This window comes from Spirosoma soli (assembly GCF_042684525.1).
Lineage (GTDB): Bacteria > Bacteroidota > Bacteroidia > Cytophagales > Spirosomataceae > Spirosoma > Spirosoma soli.
This window is the reverse complement of record NZ_JBHULN010000002.1, coordinates 259,872-278,091: the sequence shown is the minus strand read 5'-3', so window position 1 is coordinate 278,091 and position 18,220 is coordinate 259,872. Positions and strand designations below refer to the sequence as shown.

At 47.1% G+C, this 18,220-nt stretch carries 19 protein-coding genes; 12 read left to right on the top strand and 7 right to left on the bottom strand.

What is annotated here, in order from left to right; translation table 11 throughout:
* The first annotated feature begins 44 nt into the window (after window positions 1-44).
* From ACFSUS_RS04740 to metH, 4 genes are all read left to right on the top strand, one after another.
* Window positions 45-1,172, top strand: a complete 1,128-nt coding sequence (locus tag ACFSUS_RS04740) for an SGNH/GDSL hydrolase family protein (protein ID WP_381519800.1) — start codon at window positions 45-47, stop codon at window positions 1,170-1,172.
* A 35-nt stretch (window positions 1,173-1,207) separates the two neighbouring features.
* Window positions 1,208-1,357 carry a DUF5989 family protein gene (locus tag ACFSUS_RS04735; protein WP_381519798.1) on the top strand — a complete coding sequence of 50 codons (150 nt, stop codon included), beginning with the start codon at window positions 1,208-1,210 and terminating at the stop codon, window positions 1,355-1,357.
* Window positions 1,358-1,369: 12 nt separating this feature from the next.
* Complete coding sequence (locus tag ACFSUS_RS04730) at window positions 1,370-1,732, top strand: hypothetical protein (RefSeq protein WP_381519796.1); 363 nt, start codon at window positions 1,370-1,372, stop codon at window positions 1,730-1,732.
* Window positions 1,733-2,093: 361 nt separating this feature from the next.
* Window positions 2,094-5,882 (top strand): methionine synthase, encoded by a 3,789-nt coding sequence (gene metH, locus ACFSUS_RS04725; RefSeq protein ID WP_381519793.1) that lies wholly within the window; start codon window positions 2,094-2,096, stop codon window positions 5,880-5,882.
* 82 nt (window positions 5,883-5,964) lie between these two features.
* Here the strand turns inward: metH and ACFSUS_RS04720 are convergent, their stop codons facing one another.
* Window positions 5,965-6,519 carry a fasciclin domain-containing protein gene (locus ACFSUS_RS04720; RefSeq protein ID WP_381519791.1) on the bottom strand — a complete coding sequence of 185 codons (555 nt, stop codon included), beginning with the start codon at window positions 6,517-6,519 and terminating at the stop codon, window positions 5,965-5,967.
* 500 nt (window positions 6,520-7,019) lie between these two features.
* On the opposite strand from ACFSUS_RS04720, the gene ACFSUS_RS04715 reads away from it, so the two are divergent.
* The 7 genes from ACFSUS_RS04715 to ACFSUS_RS04685 all read left to right on the top strand — a co-directional run bounded on the left by ACFSUS_RS04715 (window position 7,020) and on the right by ACFSUS_RS04685 (window position 12,467).
* Entirely contained in the window at window positions 7,020-7,460 is a 441-nt protein-coding gene (locus tag ACFSUS_RS04715; RefSeq protein ID WP_381519788.1) for a hypothetical protein, read from the top strand.
* A 336-nt stretch (window positions 7,461-7,796) separates the two neighbouring features.
* Entirely contained in the window at window positions 7,797-8,135 is a 339-nt protein-coding gene (locus tag ACFSUS_RS04710) for a hypothetical protein (protein WP_381519785.1), read from the top strand.
* 7 nt (window positions 8,136-8,142) lie between these two features.
* On the top strand, window positions 8,143-8,940 hold the full coding sequence (locus ACFSUS_RS04705; protein WP_381519782.1) for a sensor histidine kinase: 798 nt from the start codon (window positions 8,143-8,145) through the stop codon (window positions 8,938-8,940).
* Between the two features lie 121 nt (window positions 8,941-9,061).
* Window positions 9,062-9,709 (top strand): response regulator, encoded by a 648-nt coding sequence (locus ACFSUS_RS04700; RefSeq protein WP_381519779.1) that lies wholly within the window; start codon window positions 9,062-9,064, stop codon window positions 9,707-9,709.
* A gap of 109 nt (window positions 9,710-9,818) precedes the next feature.
* Entirely contained in the window at window positions 9,819-10,844 is a 1,026-nt protein-coding gene (locus ACFSUS_RS04695) for a dipeptide epimerase (protein WP_381519776.1), read from the top strand.
* The gene (locus ACFSUS_RS04690; RefSeq protein WP_381519773.1) at window positions 10,780-11,943 is read left to right on the top strand and encodes an aminotransferase class I/II-fold pyridoxal phosphate-dependent enzyme; all 1,164 of its coding nucleotides are present in this window, start codon (window positions 10,780-10,782) and stop codon (window positions 11,941-11,943) included. Before ACFSUS_RS04695 ends, ACFSUS_RS04690 begins: the two co-directional genes overlap by 65 nt.
* 89 nt (window positions 11,944-12,032) lie before the next feature.
* Entirely contained in the window at window positions 12,033-12,467 is a 435-nt protein-coding gene (locus tag ACFSUS_RS04685; RefSeq protein ID WP_381519770.1) for a hypothetical protein, read from the top strand.
* Window positions 12,468-12,512: 45 nt separating this feature from the next.
* Here the strand turns inward: ACFSUS_RS04685 and ACFSUS_RS04680 are convergent, their stop codons facing one another.
* From ACFSUS_RS04680 to ACFSUS_RS04670, 3 genes are all read right to left on the bottom strand, one after another.
* A complete protein-coding gene (locus ACFSUS_RS04680; protein WP_381519767.1) occupies window positions 12,513-13,349 on the bottom strand; it encodes a sugar phosphate isomerase/epimerase family protein in 837 nt (278 codons plus the stop codon).
* Window positions 13,350-13,429: 80 nt separating this feature from the next.
* On the bottom strand, window positions 13,430-14,341 hold the full coding sequence (locus ACFSUS_RS04675) for a DUF1338 domain-containing protein (RefSeq protein ID WP_381519764.1): 912 nt from the start codon (window positions 14,339-14,341) through the stop codon (window positions 13,430-13,432).
* A 90-nt stretch (window positions 14,342-14,431) separates the two neighbouring features.
* Window positions 14,432-15,184 carry an acyl-[acyl-carrier-protein] thioesterase gene (locus ACFSUS_RS04670; protein WP_381519761.1) on the bottom strand — a complete coding sequence of 251 codons (753 nt, stop codon included), beginning with the start codon at window positions 15,182-15,184 and terminating at the stop codon, window positions 14,432-14,434.
* Between the two features lie 138 nt (window positions 15,185-15,322).
* Here ACFSUS_RS04670 and ACFSUS_RS04665 point away from each other — a divergent pair, with 138 nt between their 5' ends.
* Window positions 15,323-16,852 carry a T9SS type A sorting domain-containing protein gene (locus tag ACFSUS_RS04665; protein ID WP_381519758.1) on the top strand — a complete coding sequence of 510 codons (1,530 nt, stop codon included), beginning with the start codon at window positions 15,323-15,325 and terminating at the stop codon, window positions 16,850-16,852.
* Window positions 16,853-16,901: 49 nt separating this feature from the next.
* Here the strand turns inward: ACFSUS_RS04665 and ACFSUS_RS04660 are convergent, their stop codons facing one another.
* The 3 genes from ACFSUS_RS04660 to ACFSUS_RS04650 form a co-directional block, all read right to left on the bottom strand.
* Window positions 16,902-17,339: a type II toxin-antitoxin system VapC family toxin gene (locus ACFSUS_RS04660; RefSeq protein WP_381519755.1), complete on the bottom strand. Its 438-nt coding sequence runs from the start codon at window positions 17,337-17,339 to the stop codon at window positions 16,902-16,904.
* Window positions 17,336-17,575, bottom strand: a complete 240-nt coding sequence (locus ACFSUS_RS04655; protein WP_381519752.1) for a hypothetical protein — start codon at window positions 17,573-17,575, stop codon at window positions 17,336-17,338. The genes ACFSUS_RS04660 and ACFSUS_RS04655 overlap by 4 nt, the downstream gene beginning before the upstream one ends.
* Before the next feature lie 111 nt (window positions 17,576-17,686).
* On the bottom strand, window positions 17,687-17,929 hold the full coding sequence (locus ACFSUS_RS04650; protein WP_190887914.1) for a type B 50S ribosomal protein L31: 243 nt from the start codon (window positions 17,927-17,929) through the stop codon (window positions 17,687-17,689).
* Window positions 17,930-18,220 lie beyond the last annotated feature (291 nt).

The following is an 18,220-nucleotide window of genomic DNA, read 5'->3' as shown; positions in this document are numbered from 1 at the left end:
AATCAGGTTAATAAAGTACCCACCACCGATTGTGAACTTAACCAATGGCTAAACTTACCAGCAGTCTCATTCGACTATTGTTCCTCGGCTTTCTGGTCGTGTTTGTCTTCTTTCACAGCAAGCTGAATGTTACGTTTGAATACCCGTATCACGATTTTCTCGACAATATTTACATACGGCTGGCCAAGATCTGTCTGCTGCTATTGCTGTTAATCGAGGTAATGCGGGTCTTCTATTACGGTGTAATCAAAAACGATAAAGCCCCAAAATGGCTGTCAAACCTGGCTACATTACTGTTGCCGCTCAGCGCGTTGCTCGTTCTGCTGGAGATTGGTTTCATGTTTATATCGCAGAGCCATGAAGGCGGCCTAACGTTAGCATCCCACATCTGGTTTGAACGGTATTGGAAGCCCATCACTGCAGAGGGTTATCGCGACGTAGAACACACCGATACCCTCGGAAAGAAAAAAGTACTAGTTGTTGGCGACTCCTTCACCGCAGGGCATGGTTTGAAGGAAGAAGACGAGCGGTACTCGAATGTATTAGGGCAAAAGCTGGGTTCGCAAAATTACGTAGTCTATAACCTGGGAATCTCCGGCTCCGACACGCGAGACGAATTCAAGCGGTTGCAAGAGTTCAAGGTCAAGCCCGATGTTCTGGTGGTGCAGTACTTCCCTAACGACATCGAGAAGGCTGCCAAGGATAATGGATTGCTACCCGCTGTCTCTAAACCGTATGGCGACGTGCCGGGCTTTCTACGAGTTCTGTTTATGAATTCCTATCTGCTCAACTTCATTTACTGGCAATTGCCGCATACAAGCGAAGCTCCTTTTTCGGACTACGCCCTGAAAGCCTATACAACACCGGCTATCATAAATAGTCATCTGCGGGACCTGGAGCAGTTTGTAACGTATGCGAGTGAGCGTAACATACCGCTTTACGTGGTAATGTTCCCGTTCTCGCATAACCTGGAAAAAACGGCGCAGTATACCCGTCCGGTGGTCACTTTCTTCCGGCAGCATAACGTACCGGTCCTGGAAGTTGGTGCTTTAATTAAAGACGTTGACCCCAACGATCGGATCGTTGGGCGGAATGATTTTCACGCGAGTGCTATAGTGAACCAGCGAGTCGGCGAAGCGCTGTATCGAATGGTAACCACCAACAAGCAATAATTTTCCATTTATATTCTTACATAAACGAATCTGCTATGGACTTTTTAAAAGACATTTTCTTGTTCATGAAACAACGGAAAAAATGGTGGCTGGCACCAGTTATCGTTTTATTACTGTTGATTGGTGTAATTATCGTTATCGGTGGCGGCTCGGCGGTAGCTCCGTTTATTTACACCCTATTTTAAGTAGGCTGTATCATGAGCGCATTAGAACGTGTGAAAGCCCAGTTGGTAATCGTAACTGGGCTGCTTGTCCTGTATTTTATTTTTAAATCGGTCTACTGGCTGTACGCTGCCGTAGCGGTAGGTGTGTTGAGCCTGATGATTCCAGCCATCGGTAATGGCATTGTCTGGCTGTGGTTCAAAATTGCCGAGGTCCTGGGAAAGATCAATGGGGCAATTATCCTGAGTGTTGTCTTTTGGGTTTTTCTGTTCCCAATCGCGTTATTATATCGAATGAACAAGAAAAACCCAATGTCAGTGAAGAAGGAAGGTAATTCTTCCTTGTATCATGAACGAAACCATATATACAGTAAAGAAGACCTTGAACATACCTGGTAAGGTAAAGACTTACTAACATCCACACACCCAGTTGGCGGCATAGTTGCGCAAACTGGGTTTTGTGTAAACTAATAAGAGGCTAACAACAGTGTAGAGAAAAAAGCAGATAGAAATTATCACATAAAACTAGTTGGAGTTTTATTCGTAAAGTGGGGCCGATGTACTATCTTAGGCTACTCTAAACGCTTACGTTCATCATATCTACCAAAGTTCGTTACATCTACAAATAGATGATCCTCAATTGAGCGAGTCGTAAAAACACAATTCATACATTTGTGAACGATAATCGCTTAAAATGAGGTTTGCTAGTAACCAGTCATATCAACGATAACTGCAGTTCGCAGACGGTTAGCACATACACATGAGTAAGACAATCAGTACGCTTCTTCAGGAACGTATCCTCGTGCTCGATGGCGCGATGGGTACGATGATCCAACGCTATCAACTCACCGATGCTGATTATAGGGGTGAGCGATTTAAAGACTTTCCGCACGATATTAAAGGGAATAACGACCTATTGTCGATTACTAAACCGGCGGTTATTCAGGAAATCCATCGTAAATACCTCGAAGCAGGTGCAGACATTATAGAAACCAATACCTTCAGTAGTACGACAGTCGCTATGGCTGATTACTATATGGAGGATTTGGTATACGAACTAAACTACGAATCGGCACGCATTGCGAAAGAAGTGGCTGAGGAGTTTACCCGTCAAAATCCGGCCAAGCCACGGTTTGTGGCGGGCGCCATGGGCCCAACCAATCGATTGGCCTCAATGTCGCCCGATGTAAATAACCCAGGTTACCGCGCTATTACGTTTGATCAGTTAGTCGAAGCCTTTTATACACAGGTGAGCGGTTTAGTGGAAGGCGGTGCTGATTTGTTACTCATTGAAACAATCACGGATACCCTTAACGCCAAGGCTGCGCTGTTCGCTATTGATCGGTATTTCGCTGAAAAAGGCCAGAAATCGCTACCAATCATGGTATCGGGTACAATTACTGATGCGTCCGGCCGCACGTTGTCAGGTCAGACAACAGAAGCGTTTTTGTATTCTGTATCGCACTTGCCTTTGCTCAGCGTTGGGTTGAACTGTGCTATGGGAGCTGAGCTATTACGTCCGTATGTGCAGACGCTGGCGAAAGAATCTCCGTTTTATACATCCGCTTACCCGAACGCGGGCTTGCCTAACGAATTCGGAGAATATGATCAGACACCCGATGAAATGGCCGCCCAGATCGAAGGCTTCATTCAGGATAGTTTTGTCAATATTGTGGGTGGGTGCTGCGGCTCAACGCCTGACCATATTCGGGCCATTGCGCAGGTTGCCGCCAAATACCCGCCCCGTCAGTTACCACAGCCCGAACCGTATCAGAAGTTGAGTGGTCTGGAGCCACTGAAAATCACCGAGCAAACGAACTTCCTGAACGTTGGTGAGCGCACAAACGTAACGGGCTCCAAGAAGTTTGCCCGGTTGATTAAGGAAGGTAACTACGATGAAGCCCTCAGCATTGCCCGCGGGCAGGTAGAAGGCGGAGCGCAGGTGATCGACGTCAACATGGACGAAGGTATGCTCGATTCGGTCGAGGCCATGACGACCTTCCTGAACCTGATTGCTGCCGAGCCCGACATTGCTCGCGTCCCCATCATGGTCGATTCTTCCAAATGGGAGGTGATCGAAGCTGGGTTAAAATGTGTGCAGGGTAAAGCCATTGTGAACTCTATTTCTTTAAAAGAAGGGGAGGAAGCATTCATTGAGCGGGCAAATCTGGTTAAACGTTATGGTGCGGCTACGGTGGTGATGGCCTTCGACGAGACCGGCCAGGCCGATTCATACGAGCGTCGTATTGAAATCTGCCAAAGGGCGTACCGCATCCTGGTCGATAAGGTTAAGTTTCCTCCACAGGACATCATTTTCGACCCGAATATTCTGACCGTTGCGACGGGCATTGAAGAACACAACAACTACGCCGTTGACTTCATCAATGCCACGCGCTGGATTAAAGAGAACCTGCCACTGGCCAAAGTGAGCGGGGGCGTATCGAATATATCATTCAGCTTCCGGGGGAATGATGTGGTTCGGGAAGCCATGCACTCGGCTTTCCTGTACCACGCCATCCGGGCGGGGCTGGATATGGGTATCGTGAATGCCGGTCAGCTGGAAGTGTACGACAACATTCCGAAAGACCTGCTCGAGCGCTGCGAAGACGTCTTGCTGAACCGCCGACCCGATGCCACCGAACGTCTGGTCGAGTTTGCCGAGACAGTAAAAGCAAAGGGCAAAGAAATCGTACAGGACGAAAGCTGGCGTCTCGAACCCGTTAATGAACGGCTCAAGCATGCTCTGATCAAAGGCATTACCGACTATATTGATCAGGACGTAGAGGAAGCTCGTCGGCAGTTTGAGCGTCCGCTTGAAGTAATCGAAGGTCCGTTAATGGACGGCATGAACGTTGTGGGCGATCTGTTTGGCGAGGGTAAAATGTTCCTGCCGCAGGTTGTTAAATCAGCGCGGGTGATGAAAAAGGCAGTAGCTTATCTGTTCCCGTTCATTGAAGCTGAGAAAGAGAAAAATGGTAGCACCCAGGTAGCCGGTAAAATTTTGCTGGCGACGGTGAAAGGCGATGTTCACGACATTGGTAAAAATATCGTTGGTGTGGTGCTTGGCTGTAATAACTACGAGATCATTGACCTTGGCGTAATGGTGCCAACCCAAAAAATTCTGGAAGAGGCTCGCAAACATAACGTAGACATTATCGGTCTGAGTGGTTTGATTACCCCCTCACTCGACGAAATGGTGGGCGTGGCCAAAGAGATGGAACGGCAAGGTTTTACCATTCCGTTGCTCATTGGTGGCGCTACCACATCACGGATACATACGGCCGTTAAGATCGATCCGCATTATTCAGGACCAGTTATTCACGTACTAGATGCAAGCCGGAGCGTGCCTGTTGCTGGTCGACTTAACAACGAAAATTTGGCTGTTCGGGATGATATTTTTCGTGAGATAAAAACTGAATATGTTAAACTCCGCGAAGACCACGCCCGTCGTCGGCAGGACAAAGCCAGCTTGACCATTGATAAAGCTCGCGATAATCGCACGGTGATTGACTGGAGTAGTTTCGAGCCAATCAAGCCGACTTTTCTGGGTAATCGTTATTTTGAAGAATACCCGATTGAAGAACTCGCCAAGTATATTGACTGGACACCATTTTTTCAGACGTGGCAGCTGCATGGCAAATATCCGGCTATTTTTGATGATGCTACCGTTGGTAGTGAAGCCCGAAAACTCTTCAACGATGCCAATCAGTTATTACAGGAAATCATCGACAAGAAATTACTGACGGCTAAAGCGGTAGTGGGCTTCTTCCCGGCAAACTCAGCGGATGATGACGTACTGCTTCATGATTTTGAAGAACACACCCGTGAGGTTCCCTGCGAACGGCATGGATCACACCGACATATTGAATACAAGATATCACGGGCGCAATCGCAGGCTGCGGTTAGTCCGGCTGGCGAACTGATCTACGATACCAAAACGGTGCTGCACTTCCTGCGCCAGCAGAATCAGAAGGCACCGGGCCTGCCCAACTTCTGTCTGTCTGATTTTATAGCTCCACTGGAAAGTGGCCGTGAAGACTACATTGGTGCGTTTGCCGTAACAGCTGGTATTGGTATAGAAGCCTTACTGGAAAAATACGAGCGTGACCACGATGACTACAACAGCATCATGGTCAAAGCCATTGCCGACCGGTTGGCCGAAGCCTTTGCCGAGCGGATGCACGAACGGGTACGTAAAGAGTTCTGGCCGTATGCTACCGATGAACGATTGAGTAACGAGGAGCTAATCAAAGAAAAATACCAGGGTATTCGGCCAGCGCCGGGTTATCCAGCCTGCCCCGACCACACTGAAAAAGGTACACTTTTTGATTTGCTAGACGCAAACAAGATTGGTATTGAACTAACCGAAAGCTACGCCATGTACCCAGCGTCGTCGGTGAGTGGTTTCTATTTCTCGCACCCCGAGTCGAAGTATTTCGCGGTAGGTAAAATCAACAAAGACCAGGTGTTGGATTACGCCATGCGGAAAGATAAGCCGGTTGAGGAGATTGAAAAATGGTTATCGCCGGTACTGAGTTACGATGCGTAGATTTTGACTCCAGAGCAAAACAAGAACGCCCTCGCTAACTGTTAGCGAGGGCGTTCTTGTTTACTGAAAACAGAGTTCTAAATTACTGTGGCAGCAATACCGAATCAATTACGTGGATTACGCCGTTCGACTGATTCACATCCGGAATCGTAACCGTTGCCGTACCACCTTTTGCGTCGGTGATTACGACGTTTTTACCCTTCAGCGTAGCCGTTAACTCGCCACCAGCTACAGTCTTCAATGTAGCCTTACCGTTACCCTCTTTAATTTGCTTGACCAGATCTTCGGCGCTGATTTTGCCCGATACAACGTGGTAAGTCAGGATGCCTGTCAACGTAGCTTTGTTTTCAGGTTTTACCAGGGTTTCAACCGTACCCTTAGGCAGTTTGTCGAAGGCTTTGTTCGTTGGAGCGAATACGGTGAAAGGACCTGGGCCCGACAGGGTTTCAACTAGACCTGCGGCTTTTACGGCTGCTACCAGCGTAGTGTGATCTTTCGAGTTTACTGCGTTTTCAACGATATTTTTTGATGGGTACATGGGAGCACCACCTACCATCACGGTTTTCTCCTGAGCAAACGAAACCTGGCTCACCGCCAGTAAAGCAATCATTGAAAAAAATAGTTTGAACGTCTTCATTGTGTAAGTTCAGTTGAATTGATAAAAAGTGAATGTGTGATCGATCAACACACAGACTTACGCAGGAAGAGGAGCTCTTGGATTGAAAGAAAGTAAAAAATATGCTGTGAAGGGCTCCTTTACCTATGTATGATTGAGGAAATGAGCTTGTTAGCAGGAGCAAAAAAGATCATACCAGACCGCCGGACATGAGCCCGACGAGTCTGGTATGGAAAGATGACGTAATGGTCTATGGATAGAATGAACGTGACAAAGTTGGGCGATGAGGCAGCCATTCGATAGGGGAAATTGACCGAAATATGAAGCGGGAGATAGGCGGTATAGAATACGGGAGATTTCCCGTATTTATGTCGTTTAAGACCGTATTATTAGTTCAGATAGAATAGTAACGCTCTAATAAACAATGGATTATTTATGTTGTGCGCGCTTTAGGCGTGAGAGAGTATATTGACTTTTTAGAGCAGTAGGCTTACGTTTGATTGTACCTTTAATCTTACAATATGCCTAGAATTATAGCCATACAAGACAAAGAATTAACTGGAAACCCATTTATCTTAACTAATCATTGCACGTTAACTAGTCCTAGTGAAAGCTGTCTCGATATAGTAGATGCTACTGGAATAGAGGAATATCCAACAACGCCTGATCAACTTGCGGCTGCCTGTAGAGTATACAAAACTGTGCTAGAAAGCGCGGGTCTACATCGATTTATTCGGGCTGGCTTTTTCGACGTTCAGTCGCTCAAGGATGTCATTGAGCAAACCCAGTCCAAGTTCATTAAAATTTATTATGCCATTGACGAAAAGGGGGAACACTTCATGTTTCTGGCACCCACTCAGGCTGATGGTCGCGCTCGCGAGGACATTAACACAACCTTAGCGCTATGCTGTTGTACAAGGCCACCTTGCCCTGATAACTTAGAGGACCGCTACGCTGGATAAGGCTACGCGTAATACCAGATTTATATGTGGGATACATTTCTCTATTTAACATTAATAGGAGTAAGTGCCTGTTTATACTTGGTGTATTATCGAGTGCTTACTCCTCCCTTACAAAAATTAACTTTTGGCATAAGCGCGACTTTTATCTTGACGGCATATGGCGTTTATGTTTGGCGTATAGAGCACAGAGATAATTTATACATATTTCATATATTGCCCATCCTACAGTACGGTGCTTACGGGCTGATGTTCAGTCATTTGTTTAACCGTCCAGCTGTTAAACAAATGGTATGGTTTACTATCTGTTTATTTAGCATGGTTGCCTTTTGTCTGTCCATGACTGTGCAGCCATGGAGTCAGTACAATTCGTATGCGCTTACACTATTCAATACTTTAACTGGCATATGGTCGGGTTATTACTTATGGCGAATTTTTATCGACGTCAAGATTACATCTTTAGAGAAAGAAGCTACGTTCTGGGTTTGTGCCGGCCTATTCTTTACTTCACTGGGTAATTTTTTTGTACAAGGGCTCATGCAATACATGATCAGCGTTTCAAATCAGTATGCGCTTACGGTTTACTGGATTCAAGAACTGATGGGATTTGTTTTATTCGGCGTGTTTTTGATTGCCTTGTATATTCATCTGCGATCTCTACCCAGCATTCGTAGTTAGTGAGCTTATGTCTACTCAATCTGCTGATGTTATAGTAATTGTCATCGTTGGAACTCTACTGTTAATTTTATTGGCCAGCTTTATAACATTGCTACTTTTTATCTATAAACAGCGATACCGAGCTCATCAGCTTGCGTTACAAGCTCTTCAAGAAACCTACCAGCGCGAACTTCTCCAATCCCAACTTGAAATTCAAAACCAAACGCTTCTGCAAATTGCTGAAGAACTGCACGACCACATAGGGCAATTGCTGACTGTGGCCGTTATGCGGTTGAATACATTGGAAGACGAAGTCCGAGAACCTGATATACAACATGCGGTGCAGCAAACCCGCGAGGTGGTGAGCACCATCATCACCGACGTTCGAACGCTGGCTAAAACACTCGATCATAACACCGTTCAGCAGTTTGGCTTACTACCTAGTCTGAAACTTGAATTAGAACGTATCCAACGCATCGGCCGGGTTCAGACTCAATTGACAACTACTGGAGAGCCTTATTCACTTGGTGAGCAGGCTGAAACTGTGCTCTTACGTATGGCGCAGGAATCACTAAATAATGCGTTGAAACACGCACAGGCTCATACCTTGACAGTTGATCTCTATTACAAACCGGACAATTTCACAATGACAATCACAGACGACGGGCGAGGGTTTGAGATTGAGGAAGTTACCAATCGCAATCTTGACCAGGCTGGGTCAGGAGTTAGCAATTTATACCGACGAGCCAAGTTATTAGGTGGAAGTTGCACTATCAAAAGCTGGAAAGACAAAGGTACTGACGTACAAATTGAGTTACCTCGCTGACTTACCACATAAAATTAAGTAAATCAGCGAGGTTTTTGAGTAAAATCACTCTATTTAGGTATTGCGTTTCATGGCGTAGCTACTTACTTTTCAGCCGCTAACCTCTTTACACCATTAAACCATGCCCATATCCATCGCCATTGCTGACGACCACCGCCTGGTGGCGGAAGCGATTTCTGAAATGATTCAGAAATTTGATAATTGTGAAGTCCTGTTTGTAGCTGAAAATGGCCGGGATTTGTTAGAGCGACTTCGTCGGGGACCCGTTCCCGATATTGCGCTAATTGACTTGCACATGCCTGAAATGGATGGCTTTGAAACGGCTGCCCAGCTTCGCCAACACTACCCAACCGTTCGCGTACTGGCACTTTCTATGACTGATCGAGAAGAACACATTGTTCGCATGGTACGAAATGGGGCACAAGGGTATCTACTCAAAGGATGCCGTCCGTCTGAACTACGTCGGGCGTTGGACGATGTCATGAGTAAAGGATTTTATTACTCGGATTTTTTAACGCATCAACTGATTCGCAGCCTTAATGCGCCCGAAACTACCGGGCCGCTCTCGTCGTTCAACCTTAATACCCGCGAGTACGATTTTCTGAAAATGGCGTGTAGTGAACTGACGTATAACGAAATAGCTGACCGTATGTGCGTTAGCCCGCGTACCGTGGATGGTTACCGCGAAATGGTATTCCAGAAAATGAGTGTCCGGACCCGGGTTGGTATGGTGATGGAAGCCGTCCGTCACGGATTAGTCGAACTATAAGAGAACTGCGAAAGGGAGTAAAGTGAAAAGGAATGGAAGAAGTAGCTGCTTCCTGAGCTTTCCTCTCTACTCCCTTTCTTCCTGTTATATTTGTCCAAATATTGGACAGATGCAACTGCTTTTTCACCCGGTTGACCTTCGCTTACGACATACGTTCACCATTGCCCACGACAGCCGGGATGTGCAGCCAACACTTATTGTTGAACTTCGCGACGGGGAATATAGCGGGTTCGGAGAAGCAACGGCCACGCGATATTATGGCATTACCATAGAGGGTATGGTAGCGGCTCTTGAAGAAGTCAGGGAACGCATAGAGTCTCATTCTCTGGAGAGCCCCGAAGAGTTCTGGGCCGATATACAGCCACACCTCCCACAACATCCGTTTGCCCTTTGTGCCCTCGATCAGGCTGCCTGGGACTTATGGGCTAAGAAACAAGGCCAGCCTCTCTATAAAATCTGGAACCTTGATCCGGCGAACAGCCCGCTAACAAACTACACCATTGGCCTCGCGACACCCGAGCGAATGCTCCAAAAAATGCAGGAATGGCCCTGGCCTCTGTACAAAATCAAGTTAGGTCGTCCGGAAACAGATCTCGAAGTTATAAAACTGCTACGTCAGCATACCAATGCTCGATTTCGGATTGATGCTAATTGTGGCTGGACGGCCAATGATACAGTCAATAAATCGAAAGAGTTGGCAAAGCTAGGTGTCGAATTCATCGAACAGCCCCTCCCTGCCGACGATTGGACGGGTGCTAAGGCCGTATTTGAACAAAGTGCGTTGCCGATCATTGCTGATGAAAGCTGTATTGTGGAGGGCGATGTGGATCGATGTGCAGGCTACTTTCACGGGGTTAACATCAAACTAACTAAATGCGGTGGACTGACACCCGCCCGGCGGATGATTGTCCGCGCCCGTGAGTTAGGGCTGCGCGTCATGGTAGGTTGCATGACAGAGTCCAGCGTTGGTATTTCGGCCATTGCTCAGTTACTCCCCTTGTTGGATTACGCTGATTTGGACGGGGCACTTCTGATTGCCAACGATCCCGCAACCGGCGTTACGTTTAACAATGGTAGGGTTATCTACGCAACCGACGTGGACGGCACGGGAGCCCAACTTAGTACAAACGCCTGATTGCTCCATCAGCACCTTCCAAATGAGCGATACGTACATCGTCAATCAAATTCCTGCCCGAACGATACAAAAAGACGGTCAGGAGTATCTATTTTTTAGCGGGACGTCCTATCTGGGTTTATCACAACGTTCTGAATTTCAGCAGTTGGTAATAGACGCTATTGGCCGCTATGGCACCGTCTTTGGTAGCTCACGTAATGGTAATCTCCGGATTGGTGTTTACGAGGAGGCCGAGGAAAAACTAGCCGAGTATGTTGGTGCACCGGCTGCGCTGACCTTATCATCTGGTATGATGGCGGGACAAGCTGTTGTGGCTCTATTACAGAGTCAAAACCATGCATTTGTCTATGGCCCTAATGCCCATCCGGCGGTCTGGCAGGGACCTTCTGTTACGTTGCCAACTCTATCGTTCACCGACTGGACGGCACAACTTCCTACACAGCTTAGCGCACTTAAGTCGGCGGAATTGGCCGCGAAACCAGTGGCCGTTTTGGTCAACGCGCTCGACGCTGTTTGTTCTAGTTATTACGCCTTTGATTGGGTTGAGAACTTGCCCGACGATTACCCCATTACACTTGTCGTTGATGACTCACACGGTTTGGGCGTATTGAACGACGGACGTGGTATCTGGCCACAAATTCCTTACAAGGCTAATGTGCGTTTGGTAGTTACGGCTTCGTTAGCGAAGGCAATGGGATTACCGGGAGGGGTTGTCTTTAGCGATGCCGACACCATTGCCAACTTACGTCGGTCAGCTTTCTTTGGCGCCTGTTCACCAATGCCACCAGCCTATCTGGACGCTTATCTCAACGCAGATCATTTATACAGCCAAGGGCGCGATCGACTGCATCAGAACCTGCTTCTGGCCGAAAAGCTGCTCCTGCCAACGGGACTGTTTCGCCATGCGACGGGTTACCCAGTCTTTTTTACAGAACACGATGACTTGTACAGTCATTTGCTCGAAAGAAATATTTTTATCTATTCGTTTGCCTACCCAACGGCCGCTGACCGCGCCAATACCCGTATCGTCATCAGCGCCTTCCATGAGTTTGACGACATTCATAAACTAGCCGAAGGTATCTATCAATACGTTCTCTAGTTCATTCTTATGCCCGTTGCCTCGGTATTTATAGCAGCTAGATAGTCATAATAGAATAGGTTGCGTTTAATCTTAAATGCTATTCTGCTATGAAAAAAGGCCTCCTTTTTGTTTTCGCTGTACTTGTTTTTGCGGCTTGTAAAAAAGATAATGATCCCGCCCCAGCTGACCTTGCTACCGCTATAGCCGGGAATTATGCATTGAATTCTTTTTTTTCTGTGACTGAGGGAGATTCGATTAACTTCCCAACGCTGCCAACAACAATTCAAGGAACAACCATTTCGGGAACGATTTCAGCGACCAAAAGGACGTCGAACTTTGTCGACTTGTTGCTAACAGTGAAAGAGCTAGGAACTTTACCTTTGGACAGTGTCGAAGTACGTCAAAGCGGTAATACGTATGAACTATACCTATATGACCTATCACTGGGTACAGTCGAGGGAAACACCATGAATTTCAATGTGTCAGATATTGATCCTGATACGAATGAGCCGTTTATCATAAGATTTCAGGCCAAAAAATAATCGTTGACGTAGCGTCTAACTCACTCGTGAAAGGTAAGTTAGACGCTACTTTAACCCCTCCAGAAACGCTATGCTTTGGGGTACTTGCTCCATTGAGCGCGACGATTCGTCCTCAATAAAATAGTGCTTCACGCCTGATTTTTTCGCTTGCTTCATAATGGCGGCAATCCCGACGTCGCCCTGGCCCAGCACTACGTTCGATTCCACGTCTGAGTGGCCGGTATTGCTATCAGGCGTGCCGGGCTTACGGTCTTTGAGGTGCATGAGCGGGAAACGTTTTGGGTACTTCTGCAACAGAGCAACGGGGTCGTAGCCAGGCGCTTTCACCCAAAAAACGTCCATCTCAAAATTGACAGATTTAGGGTCGAGGTTCTCGGCTAAGTAATCGAAAAAAGTACCGTCCTGATGAATTTGAAATTCATAGCCGTGGGTATGATAGCAAAGCGAGAGGCCATTGTCGGCCAATAGCTTTCCGGCCGTGTTAAACACGTCAATCGCCTGGTCAGCATCCCGCAGGGTGAATGTGTCTCCAGCGTGCGGAATCCAGGCGCAGGTAACGTATTTAGCGCCGAGTGCCTTTGCTTCTGAAATTATTTTAGGAACGTTTCTGTCCAGATCCTCAAAGCTAGCTCCGGTGCTAATGGCTTTTATGCCGTTTTGATCCAGGAGCTTACGAAAGTCGGTTAGACTGAGTCCATAGGTTCCTGCGATCTCTGCCTCCCGGAAGCCCATTTGTTTCACTTTAGCCATCGTGCCGGGAACGTCTTTCGCGAATTGAGTACGAAAACTATACAGTTGCAAACCAACTGGTGCGGGTTTCTGCGCAAGGGCAATAACGCTGGACCAGAGCAGACCGGCCAAGAGGAGGTAGAAACGATTCATGAATGTACGGTTTAGGATTTAGGGTTTACGGTTTTCTGTTTACGACGGACCGCCGTAAACAGAAAACCGTAAACTACACACTATTTACCTGTTTGGGTTGTGAAGGTACTCTCAAAGATCTTATCCGCGTTTCCGGTCTCGAAGCCTTCGCGTCGGTGCTCACGAGAAATCTGATCGGCCGATAAGTGCAGAAATTGCGGTAAAACCCGCCGTTCGGCAAACTCAACGTATGACCCGGCAATGCGGAATACGTCGCCCCCGGCAAATTCGGCGTCAATCATTTGCGCTACGGTTGACGCCTGACGCAAGTTGCCGTCCGGACTAACTTTAATGGTGCCTCCGGCCGAGTTGAGCCGGAACCCCTGACTTTCCAGAAAAGCGACGAACTCGTCGATGGTGTTGTAACCTGGTTTTAGGTTGTGAACGCTGATGGTGAAGTGATTTAGATAATAGCGATTGTAGATAACCCAGGCGGCATATTCGCTTTCGGTTAACAGCGTTTGATAGTCTCCTAGCGTTGGGGTGGTCCAGAGTGGCTGGTGCAGAAAACGGTCAACAGCTTCGACATCATCCAAATCGAGGGCATCTACCGGATCGCTGGTTACTGTGTCGGTGTAGCGATGAATAATCTCCTGAGCGTTCGCTGACAGTTCATCCACGCGTAGCTCACTGGCAAAAATGCGCGGAAACTTCGGCTCGGGCGGAGCGTACCAATAGGCCGTTAGTTTCTTTTCGGTGAAGTTGTATTCATCACGCCGTTCGTAGCCATAGTGAAGAAATATCTTTTCGAACGAGGCCAGACCGAGGTTTGGTACCCCCATTGTCCGGAAAGCGATATGGTCATTTTCGATCTCATCCGCTGATTGGATAATGCCTTCCTTACTCATCGAATCGATGACTTTTTGCACGTCGGGAACGCGTTCGCTATATCGGCGCATTAAACCGCCCAATACAGCGTTGAGGTTTTGCAGCTTGTTTGGTGAAGTAGGCATGTTTTGTTTGGTTTACCGTTTACTGTATTCCCTGGTCTGTGGGCTAACGCGTTATTGTAGCTACATGAACCGAATACTATAAACTGACATTTATAAACTGGTTTTCCACCGGCTTCGCGCCAAGAGTACCTCTTTTTGAGGATTTTCTGACAGAATCCGGTGTAAGATAGAATCCTCCGTTTCGGGCGCTAGTTGTACCCGCAGTGAATCATTCCAATGACTTTCGGTTCGGTAAACTAAATCAATTTCGGCTAATTCCCGCGTTTGAAGCATCGTATCATCAATCGACTCAAATAGCCATTGTACATACGCTACGTTGTTGACATGCTGGTTCTGATCAATACTCAACCAGCCGACTGTTACCTGCTTCTCGTCAATAGGTTGAAAAGTGCTGTTTTGAAAATCTGGTTTCAGCGGGAGCTTGGGTAATGGGTCGATGCCGGGCGGAACGGTCAGTTCACGGATGAAATCGGGGAGGGGAACCATCGCGCGTTTGTTGGTGGAGAACACCAGCCATACGCTCATCGCATCGGCCAGCACAGTTCCGTCTTGCGCTAACACCTTGAAATCGCGATGGATGAAATACTTCTCAACGAAGGTTGGATACGTCATTACCTGGATGGTATCGCCATAACGCGGATAGCGATGCATTCGTAGTCGAAAGCGCATCAGCATCCAGCCAAAGCCCCGCTCAGCTAAATCCGAGATCCCGATGCCGTAGGCAATGGCATTGCGATTGGCTGACTCTTGCATGAAATTCATCAGAGCTGGCACGCTCAGGCGCCCTGAAGCATCGGTTTCGTAACCGCGGATGGTAAACGTATCCGTTTGGATAAAAGTCATTCGGTAAAGGTAGTAGGAAGGCAGCACACGACCTCTCAGCCGCTTTGTCCGATTGCTGGAAAAGTAAGTGCTTCCAGCTACTAAACTAGCGATACGTGACGTTACTGGAGAGATTTATTTTCAACCTTCTCCTTCGTTATGCAATTTCTTCCTACACTGCTGCTATGCATGTGCTCCTGTCTGGCGTTTGCCCAAAAAGAAGCCAACATCTGGTATTTCGGCCAAAACGCCGGGCTTGATTTCAACACCAACTGCCAGCCAACGGCTTTGGATAATAGCGGAATAGAAACTCAGGAAGCATCAGCGGTCATTTCAAATGCCAAAACAGGAGAATTACTCTTTTATTCGGATGGTTTCTGGGTCTGGAATCATGAGCATCAGCTTATGCCGAACAGTGGTGATGGCGACCCGAGACCAGGCGTGAATCGGGAAAAGAATGCCTTGTCGCAGGGCGCATTGATTGTGCCATCACCGACTGACTCAGCGGCTTATTATTTGTTTACGCTTACAGAAGTTGGTGTGTCAGATGCATCCGGAATTCCTACAGGACGTTTAACGTATTCGCTCATTGACATGCGTTTGGACGAAGGGAAGGGAGACGTGGTCTTAAACAAGAAAAACAAGCTGTTAAGTGATGGTCTGGTAGGACGTCTGACCGCCATTCGGCACACAAATGGGAGCGACTACTGGATCATTACGCATCAAAGCGACAATAATGTCTTTCTGGTTTTTTCGCTTACTAAGGATGGTGTTGGTAGAGCCGACACGGTGCGCATCGGATCAGTGATTAGTGAGACATACGGCTTTCTTAAAGCATCGCCTAATGGGCGTAAGCTAGCTTGTTCGTCGCGGGGGGTATCTGCGCGGCCGTTCGACCTCTTCGATTTTGACCCGGCTACCGGATCAATTAGCAATCATACGAATCTAGGGAATCTTAGGGTAGCCTATGGTGTCTCATTCTCGCCCGATAACACAAAGCTGTATGTTAGCACGATGAATACTGCCGCTGTTGAAGCCAATGAGTACTATTACGATTACATCCGCCAGTATGATCTATCCTTAGGGAATGCATCAGCGATTACTGCTTCCGGAAAAAGCATCATTTATGGTAACTCATTGACCAACATTAAACTAGATGAAAAGCGGTATAGTGACTTCTATGCACCTTCGCTTCAGATCGGCCCCGACGGACGCATCTATTGCGCATCAAATGGTAACTCAGGTTTGTGTACAGGTTGCGGCTATCGGTTCTTTGTCATTAATAGACCAAATGAACTGGGCTTCGCCTGTCAGGTTGAGGTGCAGACGGCTCAGTTAGGAGTAGGATTAGTTGCTAACGCCAGCGATCTGCCCAACTTCATGCAGCATTACTTTAATGGGCTTGAGCCGAGAGAATGTTCTTTCGATAAGAATGACGAATGCACGGACGCGAACGTTCGGATTTTCCCTAACCCGGCTAAAGATGTAATGGAAATTCTGATTACAGACATTTGCTTTACGCCTTATACGTTACGCATCGTGAACGCGGCAGGCCAGATATTGGCGTCTTATGAGGTCAATACACCCCGCTCTCAGCAGCTTCACCTTGGGAGTCTGCCAGGCGGTATTTACTTTGCTGAGTTGCGTTTTGCAGACCGCACCACGGTTAAGCGATTTGTGAAGCAGTGAGGAAACAAAAAACTTCCGCTAACACGGTTGAGGGGGATAGGGTAGGTGGCTAGGATAGTGTAACCGGTAAATCCTCGGCTACAAACAAGCTATGAAGCAATGTATCGGCAGTTTTAAAAAGTCCAACTTGGTCTCGGATACTAATGGCCGAAGCAAGTTGAATGGCATCAAGGCTACGAAGACTTCTATTAGGAGCGTATTTATCTAATAACTGGCGGGCCATAATCAATAGATCTTCATCAAAACCAATAAACGTGTATCGTGTATAGTCCTGGTTGAAAAGCTGAAGTATCGTATTGCCTTGCTGTTCAGTGATTTCTTTCATTCGCAGTCTTCGCCATACGATGGAGCGAAACTCCAATTTAGACAAAGTAGCTAGAAATACGGTGTTGATGTCATTCTGAGCGAATAGCTGCTCTATTTCTGCTGTCCCACCTTCTCGGTGATATAATTTGAACAAGGATGATGTATCCAGGAAAATATTCACCGAGATTCTCTCCTTTCTTCAATGACAGCGTCGCTGAATGAGCCTTTATAATCTTTCAACGCTTCTTGTGATTTCCTGAACGAAAAGTCATCCAGGGTTAGTCGCTTCTTGGCCGGTTTGTCAATAGATTGGTCTTCCAGAAAGGTGACAATAACTTTTGTTTCTTTCTCGAAAGGTACTTTGTCATTCAGGCGGATCTGGCCGTCCTGATAAACACCTTCAACAGATACTAACATGGCTTTTTCGTTTTTATCAAATATAACAAAAAACTCCCCCAATACGACTATCGTATTGGGGGAGTTCTAAAGCTCATAAGGGCTCTGGGGCCTCAAAGTTTGGGCGTCGAATTACTTCGTACCGTAACGCTTGCGGAACTTGTCCACACGGCCGGCTGTATCGAGCAGTACGTTCTTACCCGTATAGAAAGGGTGCGACTGCGAGCTAACTTCAATCTTAACGAGTGGATAGGTCTTGCCCTCGAACTCGATGGTGTCTCTGGTTTGAACCGTTGAGCGCGTCAGGAACTTGTAGTCGCTCGACAGGTCGTGGAATACCACATCGCGGTAGTCCGGGTGAATGCCTTTTTTCATGGTCTAATGCTCAGTTTCTTGTCATCTTCTCGGTTTCCGACCGAAAAGGACTGCAAAGATAGCGGGTTTTTAGAGGATTGACAAGCTATTTCACACGTTCTTTTGTGGGTTGATTGTCAGTCAAATAAACTATACCATTTGCTAACAATAGCGTAAAAAAGGTTTGTTACTATGTCTCCTTATTCGTACATTTCGATACCAATAGCACTTCCTCAAACGGCGCGGCTCAACTGATTTCAGTCTCCGCCCACCGGTCAGTAAATTCGCTTTTTTAATTTCTTAGACTACGTC